The following is a 9,585-nucleotide window of genomic DNA, read 5'->3' on the forward strand; positions in this document are numbered from 1 at the left end:
GCTTGGGCGCGACATCAGGAAATCAGCGCCGCTTTCATTTGCTCTAAACGGGCTTTGACCGAGGTGTCCAGCACCTCGTCACCCACCACGACACGTACGCCGCCTATCAGTTCGGGCTCCAGCTCCACCTTGAGGTTGAGCTTGCGGCCGAAGCGTTTTTCCAGCGTTGCAGCCAGATCGGCCAGCGCGGCGCCGTCCAGCGCAAAGGCGCTGTAAACGGTGGCGTCAGACGAACCACTCTTTGCATTTTTCAGGACCCGGAACTGGCCGGCAATTTCCGGCAGAACACTGATGCGCCCGTTGTCGATCACCGCACGCAGGAAGTTCTTGGCCGCCTCGGGCAATTTGCTCTTTGCAACGCCCGAAATGACGTCAAAAGTCTGCGCCGAAGTCACGCTGGGGTTGCCGGCGTACTGCTGCAGCTGCACATTGGAAGCAATGGCCGCCAGCTCGTCGAGCCAGGCGGACGTACCCTCCAGATCGCTGGTAGCGGTCTTGAACAAGGCTTCAGCGTAAGGACGGGCAATGGTGGCTAGTTCGGCCATAGTGATGCTCGCTTGAAGGTTTCAGTCAAAGTCAAAGTTCAGTCTTCAGGCGACCCAGCAAGTCAGCATGCACACCGGCATTGACTTCCTTGCGCAGAATCTGCTCAGCGCCCTTGACGGCCAGAGCGGCAACCTGCTCACGCAGGGTTTCGCGGGCCTTGACGGTTTGCTGCTCGGCTTCAACCTTGGCGGCGGCAATGATCTTGCTGCCCTCTTCGGTGGCCCTGGCCTTGGCTTCTTCGATCATGGCTTGCGCACGACGCTCGGCCTCGGCCAGACGCAGGGCAGACTCGTTGCGCGACTTGACCAGCTCTTCTTCCACGCGCTTGTTGGCAACGGAGAGTTCAGACTTGGCCTTGTCGGCAGCGGCCAGGCCGTCAGCGATCTTGCGGGCACGTTCGTCCAGCGCGGCTGCGATCGGCGGCCACACGAATTTCATCGTGAAGAGCACCAGGATCGCAAACACGATGAGCTGCGCAAAGAATGTGGAGTTAATACTCACAACAGCACCTCTCTAGGATGGATGTCTTGAAAGGCGGGCGATTACTTGAGCACAAACGGGTTGGCGAATGCGAACAGCATGGCGATACCCACGCCGATCAGGAAAGCCGCGTCGATCAGACCGGCCAACAGGAACATTTTGGTTTGCAGTTCGTTCATCAGCTCAGGCTGACGGGCAGCAGCTTCGAGGTATTTGCTACCCATGATGCCGATGCCGATACATGCGCCGACAGCGCCCAGGCCAATGATCAGGCCCGAGGCCAAAGCGACAAAACCGAGTACGTTTTCCATTTAATGCTCCTATGGATTTAAAAAACTAACAAAGAAAAAAAGAAAGGCGAAGGGGATAAAAAATCAGTGGTGGTCGTGGGCCTGCCCCACATACACCAGCGTCAACATCATGAAAATGAAGGCTTGCAAAGCCACGATCAGGATGTGGAAGATGGCCCAGCCGGTGCCGGCAAGAATGTGGCCGATGAAGAGGAAAACACCCGTCGCCGAAGCGAAGCCGACTGCACCCATCAGGGCAATCAGCATGAACAGCAACTCACCGGCATACATGTTGCCGAACAGCCGCAGGCCGTGCGACACCGTCTTTGCGGCGAACTCGATCATCTGCATCAGGAAATTAACGGGGTACAAAAACCACTTGTCACCAAACGGCGCCGAGAACAACTCATGGACCCAGCCGCCGAAGCCCTTGATCTTCACGTTGTAATACAGGCACACCAGCAACACACCGCAGGACATGCCCAGCGTTGCCGACAGGTCGGCGGTTGGCACCACACGGAAGTAATGAATGCTGCTGTCCAGGCCGGTCACCGCGAACAGGCTGTGAAACAGGTCGACCGGCAAGAAGTCCATCGAGTTCATCAGGAAAATCCAGATGAACACAGTCAGCGCCAGGGGGCCGACCATCTTGCGGGACTCTGCGTTCTTGACGATGCCTTTGGCCTGGCTGTCGACCATTTCAAGAAGAATTTCAACGGCGGCCTGCATGCGGCCGGGCACACCCGAATGCACGCTTTTGGCAACCCGCCACATGGCAAACAGGCCCAGCACGCCCAGCGTGATGGACCAGAAAATCGTGTCAATGTTGAAATACGAAAAGTCAACAATACTGGACTGCGGAACAGCCTTGTTCTGCAAATGGACCAGGTGGTGACCGATGTATTCACCAGCGGTCAAAGCGTTTCCGGAAGATGCAGCCATGTTCGAACTCGTCTCAACTCTTTAAATGGATTACGCTAACTTTTTCAGTCGTGGCTGAAGCAAAAGCACCAGCCAGACCACCTTCATCGTCACAACCAGACCAACCAGCATCGCCGGCCAGCTCAATTCCGGAACCAGACGAGGCGCCGCAAACAGCATCGCCAGCGTCAGGCCAATCTTGACCATTTCCCACAAAAAAAATCCAGCCACCGCAGCGCCCGGATTCATGGAAGACACCTTGCTGGTCAAACCGCGCGCAAACAGCGCTGCAGGAATCACCACCGCCAGCGCGCCGTAAAGCGCCGACCAGGCCGCACTTTGCCTTCCGGTCAGCAGCCAGGTAGCACACGCCACCAAGCCACCCACCATCAACTGTCCTGCCAATACCCGCCATGGCGAGATGAAGGAAGAAGACTCCCGCAGCTTCTGCGCTTGCTCGCGCGTCAGCGGCTTGAAATCTTCATCTCCAGTCTCAGATTCATCCAATGGATGCCTCACCATGGATCGACCGGCCGAATTTGTCATCTTGATCACTACAAATTACGGGCCGATTACAAGCCGGTTATTAGCAAAGCCCTTGATTATACGTAGAAACCCGCCCGCACTCAAAATTCCCTTGTCGGGCGCTGCGGTGACAAGGCATCACCCCTCGGTGAAACACTGGCACGTTGCAAGCGACAATCATGCTGCGCACCTCATTGGTCTGCGCAAACCCCGCCCCACTGTGTTGCGCCGTTCTGAAAGATCCGTCATGCCCGCTCTGATGAAATTCCTGCATATCGCCTCCGCCATTGTCTGGCTGGGCGGCATCAGCTTCATGCTGTTTGCACTACGCCCCGCCGCTGCGGCCCAACTGGCTCCGCCTCAACGTCTGCCCCTGATTGCGTTGGTGTTGGGAAAATTCTTCCGACTTGTCTGGCCCGCCATCGGACTGTTGCTGCTGACCGGGCTGGCCATGTTGATGGCCGTCGGCATGAAAAACGCGCCCTTGGGCTGGCACCTGATGTTCGGCATCGGCCTGCTGATGTTTGCCCTGTTTGGTCACCTGTATTTCGGTCCCTTCCGGCGCCTGAAGCTGGCCGTCGCTGCGGCCGATTGGCCTGAAGGCGGACGGCGCGTGGGCCAGATCGCCATGCTGGCCAGCCTGAATCTGGGCCTGGGCGCGTTGGCGATTGCCGCCGTGATTTTTCTCGCCTGAGCGACCGGCTTGCAGTCGCGTCGCATGGTTCAACGCATTTTTTGCTGCTTGCTGGTCCTGCTGGCCTGCGGTTGCGCTACGGTCAACCCTTATTACGACCCTTCCAAGGCGCACCACACGGCGGAAGGCTTCAAGAACAACTACGCACCCAGGGTCACCAAATCGCGGGCCGAGCTGCTGCGCTGGCTGCGGGAGTCTTATCTGAACGGCCTGCCCAAGCCGCCCGAGCAAGCCATCGCTACGCAGGCGCCTGACCTTGAGGCCATTCATGCCTACGCCACCGTCAGCCGTCCGGACGCCCCCCTGACCAAGCCGGCCATCACCTGGATCGGCCATGCCAGCATGCTGGTGCAGGCGGGTCGTCTCAATGTGTTGACCGACCCGATGTTTTCAGAGCGCGCCAGCGCAGTCCAGTTCATCGGCCCCAAACGCGCGCAGCCTCCGGGCATGGCGCTGAAAGACCTGCCCCCGGTTGACGTGGTACTGATCTCGCACAACCACTATGACCACCTGGACAAACAGACGGTGCTTGAGTTGGCCGCGCGTTCGGCCCAAGCGGGACAAACACCCACTCTTTTTCTGGTGCCCCTCGGCGTGAAAACCTGGTTCACCGATCTGGGTATCCGCAACGTGGTCGAGCTTGACTGGTGGGACCACCACGTCCATCAGGGCGTGACCTTCCACTTCACCCCCGTGCAGCACTGGTCAGCGCGCAGCCTGGGTGACCGCAGCCAGACCTTGTGGGGCGGCTATGCGGTTTTTGCGCCAGACTTTCACTGGTACTTCAGCGGCGACACCGGGTACTCCAAAGACTTTGTGGACACCCGCGAGCGCTTCAGCGCGCGTAACGCGGGCGGTTTTGACCTCGCGTTGATCCCCGTCGGCGCCTATGAGCCGCGCTGGTTCATGAAGGAGCAACACGTCAACCCGGCGGAAGCCGTGCAGATCCACGAAGACCTGGGCGCCAAACGCAGCGTCGGCGTGCACTGGGGCACGTTTAATCTGACCGATGAATCACTGGACCAGCCGCCCAAAGACCTGGCCCTGGCCAGGCAAGCGGTCGGTTTGCGCGAGGATGAATTCTTCTTGCTGAAAATTGGCGAAACACGACAATTGCCGCCCAGACCGGTCAACCCATGACACAGCGCAAGACTCCCGTCCACCGCCCCTCCCCCAAAAAGGGCGCGACGCACTGGACAGACCGCTTTACCAAGGGCGTCAGCCGGGAAACGCTGGCCGCCCATCCCTGGCTCAAACCGGTGGCCCACCACTTGCAGGAACCCGGCCTCTGGCGCCTGCAGCATGAGGCGGTGGCCCGCGGTGTGGCCATCGGCCTGTTCTGGGCCTTCGCCTTGCCGGTCGCGCAAATCCTGGTCGCGGCTGCGCACTGCGTCTGGTGGCGCGGCAACATCCCGGTGGCCGCCGGCATGACGCTGGTCACCAACCCCTTCACCATCGGCTTCTGGCTCTGGCTGGCTTACAAACTGGGCAGCCTGGTTCTGGGCCTCTCGCCCCAAGAGGCCGCCGCGGGCGATGCGGTCTACGAAGCGGCGGCAGCCGCACCCGGCTTCGACGCGATGGCCTGGATTCAGCGTTTTGGCTGGCCCGCCGTGCTGGGCATGGCGATGTTTGCGGTGGGCGGCGCAGGCGGCGGTTATGTGCTGGTCAAGCTGTTCTGGCGAGGCCGCGTCTGGCTCAAGCGACGTGTGCTGCGGCACGGAAAATAAGGCTGCGCGACAATCAGCGCAGCTCTCAACGAAGATTCAAGATGACCTCCTCACCCACCCTCTTGCCCGACACACCCTGCTACCTCAACGGCGAGATCACCGCGCTCAAAGACGCCAGGATCAGCGTGATGGACCGCGGCTTCATCTTCGGTGACGGCGTGTATGAAGTGGTACCGGTCTACAGCGGCCAAGCTTTTCGTTTTGCCCAGCACATGGCGCGGCTCGACCGCAGCCTGGCCGAACTGCGCATCGCCAACCCGCTGTCTCATGCGAAGTGGCGCGAGGTCGTCATGCAACTGGTGGACGGCTATGCGCTGTCGCAGAATACGTCCCCCGAAAAAATCGACCAGCTGGTCTACATCCAGATCACGCGCGGCGTGGCGCTGCGCGACCATGCGATGCCACCCAACATCACGCCCACCGTCTTTGTCATGACCAACGCCATGAAGCCGCCCACGGCCGAGCAACGCGCGCAGGGTGTGGTCTGCGTTACGGCCGACGACTTCCGCTGGAGCAAGGCCCACATCAAGACCACCAGCCTGCTGGGCGCCGTGTTCGCGCGCCAGATCAGCGCCGACGCCGGCGCGGTGGAAACCGTGATGTTCCGTGGCGGCTTCCTTAGCGAAGCGGCCGCCTGCAACGTCTGGGCCGTGCGCGGCGGCAAGGTGCTCGGCCCACCCAAGGACAACCTGGTGCTCGAAGGCATCCGTTACGGCCTGATCGAAACCATCTGCCGCGACGCCGGCATCGGTTTTGAGCTGCGTCGAATCACGCGCGAGGAAGTTTTTACCGCGGACGAGCTGCTGCTGTCCTCGGCCAGCAAGGAAGTGCTGGCCATCACCGCGCTGGACGGTCAGCCCATCGGCAGCGGCGAGCCAGGGCCGGTTTACGCCAAATTGCACGCCGCTTACCAGCGCGCCAAGCAGGAGCACACCGCGTGAGCCTTCCCACCCCACCCCCCGATATTCCGCGTCAGGAGTCGTTGATCGAGTACCCCTCGCAGTTTCCGATCAAGGTGATGGGCGAAAAAGTCGATGGCCTGGTCCACGCCATCAGCATGATTGCGCGCCAGTTCGACCCCGCCTTCGACGCGTCAACCATCGAACTGCGCGAAAGCAAGGGCGGCAAGTACCTGGGTATCACCGTCACCATCACCGCCACCAGCCGCGAGCAGCTTGACGAGCTGTACCGCACGCTGAGCACGCACCCGATGGTTAAAGTGGTGCTTTAGGTCACCAAAGTCCCAACCTATGCAGGCTGATGTGGAGGTCCGGCAACTCGGGCGGGTCGATTACCTGCCCACCTGGCAGGCCATGCAGGCTTTCACCGCTGCGCGCAGCCGCGTTGCCGAAGCTTCAAGCCCAATCGGCCTCCAGCCCATGTCAAATGGACCTGACCAGCTATGGATTTGTGAGCACGCGCCGGTTTACACCCAGGGTTTGGCGGGCAAAAACGAGCATGTGCTGAACCCCGGCGCCATCCCGGTGGTGGCCACCGACCGCGGCGGCCAAGTGACTTACCACGGGCCCGGGCAAGTCGTGGCTTATCCGCTGATCGATCTCAAACGCGCTGGCTATTACGTCAAGGAATACGTCTACCGCATCGAGCAAGCCGTGATCCGCACGCTGGCGCATTTCGGTGTGACCGGTCACCGCGTCGGCGGCTCGCCCGGCATTTATGTGCGGCTGGACGACCCGGCCGCGCATGCAACGCTGACCGGCCCGCGTGACCCGTTGAACCCGTTTCGCGGCCTCGGAAAAATCGCCGCACTGGGCATCAAGGTCAGCCGCCAGTACAGCTACCACGGCGTGGCGCTCAACGTCGCGATGGACCTCGAACCCTTTTCCCGTATCAACCCCTGCGGCTATGCCGGACTGCAAACCACGGACCTTTCTACAATCGGGGTATCGGCAAGCTGGCAGGAGGCGGCAGATGTTCTGGGCCAAAAGCTCGTGAACGCTCTGGCGCCCTGAGTCACCCCAAAGGCAAACAACACATGAGCACCCAAGAAGTCGTCCGCGAAATCCAGAGCCAGGAGGCCTACAACCCGCTGGCCAAGCAGAAGGCCGCGGCCAAGCTGTCGCGTATCCCGGTCAAGGTGGTGCAGGGCGAAGTCCTGAAAAAGCCCGAATGGATTCGCGTCAAGGCCGGCAGTCCAACGACCCGCTTTTACGAGATCAAGCAGATCCTGCGCGAAAACAAACTCAACACCGTCTGCGAAGAAGCCTCCTGCCCGAACATCGGCGAATGTTTCGGCAAGGGCACGGCGACCTTCATGATCATGGGTGACAAGTGCACACGCCGCTGCCCGTTTTGCGATGTCGGCCACGGCCGGCCCGACCCACTCGATGTGGACGAGCCCGTGAACCTGGCCAAAACCATTGCGGCGCTCAAGCTCAAATACGTCGTCATCACCAGTGTGGACCGCGACGACCTGCGCGACGGCGGCAGCGGCCACTTTGTTGAATGCATCCGCAAGATCCGCGAACTCTCGCCCGCCACCACGATTGAAGTCCTGGTGCCCGACTTTCGCGGCCGCGATGACCGCGCGCTGGAAATCCTGAAAGCCGCGCCGCCCGATGTGATGAACCACAACCTCGAAACCACGGCACGCCTCTACAAGGAAGCACGCCCCGGATCGGACTACGCCTACAGCCTGAACCTGCTCAAGAAGTTCAAGGTCCTGCACCCCGACGAGCCGACCAAAAGCGGCATCATGGTGGGCCTGGGCGAGACCGACGAAGAAATTCTGCAGGTCATGCGCGACATGCGCGCGCACAACATCGACATGCTGACCATCGGCCAATATCTGGCGCCTTCCAGCAGCCACCTGCCGGTTCGCCGCTACGTGCACCCCGACACCTTCAAGATGTTCGAAGCAGAGGCCTACAAGATGGGCTTCACCCATGCCGCCGTCGGCGCCATGGTGCGCAGCAGCTACCACGCTGATGAACAGGCCCACGCCGCAGGGGTGGCGGACAAGGCCGACGTTGCGGCGCTGAGCGCACCCTGAGCCCTGACAGCGACCTGCAGCCGGCGCCACGCCGGCGTTTATGCTTGCCGCCATGTCCGCCAACGTCTACGCTCTTGGTGCCATCGCTTTATGGGCCACTCTGGCCTCGCTCGGGGTCGCGCTCAAACATGTTCCGCCCTTCCTGCTGACCGGCATCGCGCTGCTGATCGGCAGCCTGCTGGCGCTGCCCTTTGTGCTGAAGGACCGGCGCTTGTGGGCGATTCCCGCCACGACGCTGACGCTCGGTGTCTATGGCCTGTTCGGCTTTCACTTCCTGCTGTTCATCGCGCTGCGCCATGCGCCGGCGGTCGAAGCCAACCTGGTCAACTATTTGTGGCCGCTGTTCATGGTGGTGCTGGCGCCGCTGTTCCTGAAAAACATGCATCTGCGCGCGGTGCATGTGGCAGCGGCGCTGCTGGGCTTTGCCGGCGCGGCTGTTGCCATCCTGGGTGCGCGTGAGGGCGCGGCAGACGGCGGCTGGTCCTGGGGCTACCTGCCGGCGCTCGCCTCTGCCTTCATCTGGGCCAGTTATTCGCTGCTGACACAACGCGTTGCGCCTTTTCCGACCGCAGCCATCGGCCTGTTCGGTGGGGTCTCGGGCCTGCTGTCGCTGGGCTGCCACTGGCTGCTGGAGCCAGCGACGGCCTTGTCCGGGCGGGACTGGACCTTGCTCGCGGTGATGGGCCTCGGTCCGCTGGGCGCAGCATTTTTTCTCTGGGACAAAGCGCTCAAACTCGGCGATGCGCGGCAGATCGGCATCCTGAGTTACCTCACGCCACTGTGCTCCACCGCGCTGTTGATGCTGGTCAGCGGGCGCGTGCTGAGCTGGAGCATCGCGCTCGCCGCCGCGATGATTATTGGGGCGGCGGTGTTGGGGACGCGTGGCAAATAGTTTGCCCGCCCTTCGACGTCACGCTGCATCCCCGGACTGCCCCAGACAGTAGCTTCAACTCCCCACTCCCAACCCCCCGCCCTTCCCTCGCCCCGCTGGGCGATGGAGGGGAGCCTCATTTGGCCGCGTGTACTGCGCTCGCGTGCACACATGACCGTCTGTTGGGATTCCCGTTCAGGAAGCGCTGCGCGCTTGCTGCACTCCGGATTGAATTTGGTATTGGTTTTCTCCTCCACCCGTCGGGCTGGGCCGAGGAGCGCAGCCGAAAACGGATCAGGGCGAGCGATTGTCTGAGGCGCTAGCCGAGTTCGAGCTCGACCCCGTTTTCGGCGAGCACCGCGGGTTGCCCCGAAGCGCAGCGCAGGGGACCCAGACCATCGGGTCGCCTTTTCTTTGGTGGGCGAATTCAAACCCCAAGTGCAACAGTCGGAATAAGTCCTGCGCTCTTCAGATCGACGTTATCGAAGAACACCTCGGCGGCACTACGCCAGCCCAAG

At 61.4% G+C, this 9,585-nt stretch carries 13 protein-coding genes; 8 read left to right on the top strand and 5 right to left on the bottom strand.

Going from position 1 to position 9,585, the window contains the following annotated elements:
• Positions 1-14 precede the first annotated feature (14 nt).
• The 5 genes from ACH2CW_RS01765 to ACH2CW_RS01785 form a co-directional block, all read right to left on the bottom strand.
• On the bottom strand, positions 15-545 hold the full coding sequence (locus ACH2CW_RS01765) for a F0F1 ATP synthase subunit delta (RefSeq protein WP_395055130.1): 531 nt from the start codon (positions 543-545) through the stop codon (positions 15-17).
• Positions 546-576: 31 nt separating this feature from the next.
• Entirely contained in the window at positions 577-1,047 is a 471-nt protein-coding gene (locus tag ACH2CW_RS01770) for a F0F1 ATP synthase subunit B (RefSeq protein WP_395055131.1), read from the bottom strand.
• 41 nt (positions 1,048-1,088) lie between these two features.
• Entirely contained in the window at positions 1,089-1,337 is a 249-nt protein-coding gene (gene atpE, locus ACH2CW_RS01775; protein WP_395055132.1) for a F0F1 ATP synthase subunit C, read from the bottom strand.
• Positions 1,338-1,400: 63 nt separating this feature from the next.
• The gene (gene atpB / locus ACH2CW_RS01780) at positions 1,401-2,258 is read right to left on the bottom strand and encodes a F0F1 ATP synthase subunit A (RefSeq protein ID WP_395055133.1); all 858 of its coding nucleotides are present in this window, start codon (positions 2,256-2,258) and stop codon (positions 1,401-1,403) included.
• A 30-nt stretch (positions 2,259-2,288) separates the two neighbouring features.
• Positions 2,289-2,783: an ATP synthase subunit I gene (locus ACH2CW_RS01785; protein WP_395055134.1), complete on the bottom strand. Its 495-nt coding sequence runs from the start codon at positions 2,781-2,783 to the stop codon at positions 2,289-2,291.
• A 226-nt stretch (positions 2,784-3,009) separates the two neighbouring features.
• On the opposite strand from ACH2CW_RS01785, the gene ACH2CW_RS01790 reads away from it, so the two are divergent.
• From ACH2CW_RS01790 to ACH2CW_RS01825, 8 genes are read left to right on the top strand one after another with little or no spacing between them, the layout of a single operon-like run.
• Positions 3,010-3,456: a CopD family protein gene (locus ACH2CW_RS01790; RefSeq protein WP_395055135.1), complete on the top strand. Its 447-nt coding sequence runs from the start codon at positions 3,010-3,012 to the stop codon at positions 3,454-3,456.
• A 24-nt stretch (positions 3,457-3,480) separates the two neighbouring features.
• Complete coding sequence (locus ACH2CW_RS01795) at positions 3,481-4,596, top strand: MBL fold metallo-hydrolase (RefSeq protein WP_395055136.1); 1,116 nt, start codon at positions 3,481-3,483, stop codon at positions 4,594-4,596.
• Positions 4,593-5,183, top strand: coding sequence for a DUF2062 domain-containing protein (locus tag ACH2CW_RS01800; RefSeq protein WP_395055137.1), 591 nt, complete (start codon positions 4,593-4,595; stop codon positions 5,181-5,183). The genes ACH2CW_RS01795 and ACH2CW_RS01800 overlap by 4 nt, the downstream gene beginning before the upstream one ends.
• Positions 5,184-5,224: 41 nt before the next feature.
• Positions 5,225-6,124, top strand: a complete 900-nt coding sequence (locus ACH2CW_RS01805) for a D-amino acid aminotransferase (RefSeq protein WP_395055138.1) — start codon at positions 5,225-5,227, stop codon at positions 6,122-6,124.
• Entirely contained in the window at positions 6,121-6,414 is a 294-nt protein-coding gene (locus ACH2CW_RS01810) for a YbeD family protein (RefSeq protein ID WP_395055139.1), read from the top strand. Before ACH2CW_RS01805 ends, ACH2CW_RS01810 begins: the two co-directional genes overlap by 4 nt.
• A 19-nt stretch (positions 6,415-6,433) precedes the next feature.
• A complete protein-coding gene (lipB, locus tag ACH2CW_RS01815) occupies positions 6,434-7,156 on the top strand; it encodes a lipoyl(octanoyl) transferase LipB (RefSeq protein WP_395055140.1) in 723 nt (240 codons plus the stop codon).
• 23 nt (positions 7,157-7,179) lie between these two features.
• Positions 7,180-8,196 (top strand): lipoyl synthase, encoded by a 1,017-nt coding sequence (gene lipA, locus ACH2CW_RS01820; protein ID WP_395055141.1) that lies wholly within the window; start codon positions 7,180-7,182, stop codon positions 8,194-8,196.
• 52 nt (positions 8,197-8,248) lie between these two features.
• Positions 8,249-9,088 carry a DMT family transporter gene (locus ACH2CW_RS01825; RefSeq protein WP_395055142.1) on the top strand — a complete coding sequence of 280 codons (840 nt, stop codon included), beginning with the start codon at positions 8,249-8,251 and terminating at the stop codon, positions 9,086-9,088.
• Positions 9,089-9,585: the final 497 nt, after the last annotated feature.

The organism is Polaromonas sp. (genome assembly GCF_043778355.1).
Taxonomy (GTDB): Bacteria; Pseudomonadota; Gammaproteobacteria; order Burkholderiales; family Burkholderiaceae_C; genus Polaromonas.

Bases quoted from the DNA above. Each gene is read 5' to 3' on its own strand.
- ACH2CW_RS01825 (WP_395055142.1), top strand. From the start codon at position 8,249: ATGTCCGCCAACGTCTACGCTCTTGGTGCCATCGCTTTATGGGCCACT.
- ACH2CW_RS01790 (WP_395055135.1), top strand. From the start codon at position 3,010: ATGCCCGCTCTGATGAAATTCCTGCATATCGCCTCCGCCATTGTCTGG.
- lipA (WP_395055141.1), top strand. From the start codon at position 7,180: ATGAGCACCCAAGAAGTCGTCCGCGAAATCCAGAGCCAGGAGGCCTAC.
- ACH2CW_RS01785 (WP_395055134.1), bottom strand. From the start codon at position 2,783: ATGACAAATTCGGCCGGTCGATCCATGGTGAGGCATCCATTGGATGAA.
- atpB (WP_395055133.1), bottom strand. From the start codon at position 2,258: ATGGCTGCATCTTCCGGAAACGCTTTGACCGCTGGTGAATACATCGGT.
- lipB (WP_395055140.1), top strand. From the start codon at position 6,434: ATGCAGGCTGATGTGGAGGTCCGGCAACTCGGGCGGGTCGATTACCTG.
- ACH2CW_RS01795 (WP_395055136.1), top strand. From the start codon at position 3,481: ATGGTTCAACGCATTTTTTGCTGCTTGCTGGTCCTGCTGGCCTGCGGT.
- ACH2CW_RS01765 (WP_395055130.1), bottom strand. From the start codon at position 545: ATGGCCGAACTAGCCACCATTGCCCGTCCTTACGCTGAAGCCTTGTTC.
- ACH2CW_RS01805 (WP_395055138.1), top strand. From the start codon at position 5,225: ATGACCTCCTCACCCACCCTCTTGCCCGACACACCCTGCTACCTCAAC.
- ACH2CW_RS01800 (WP_395055137.1), top strand. From the start codon at position 4,593: ATGACACAGCGCAAGACTCCCGTCCACCGCCCCTCCCCCAAAAAGGGC.
- atpE (WP_395055132.1), bottom strand. From the start codon at position 1,337: ATGGAAAACGTACTCGGTTTTGTCGCTTTGGCCTCGGGCCTGATCATT.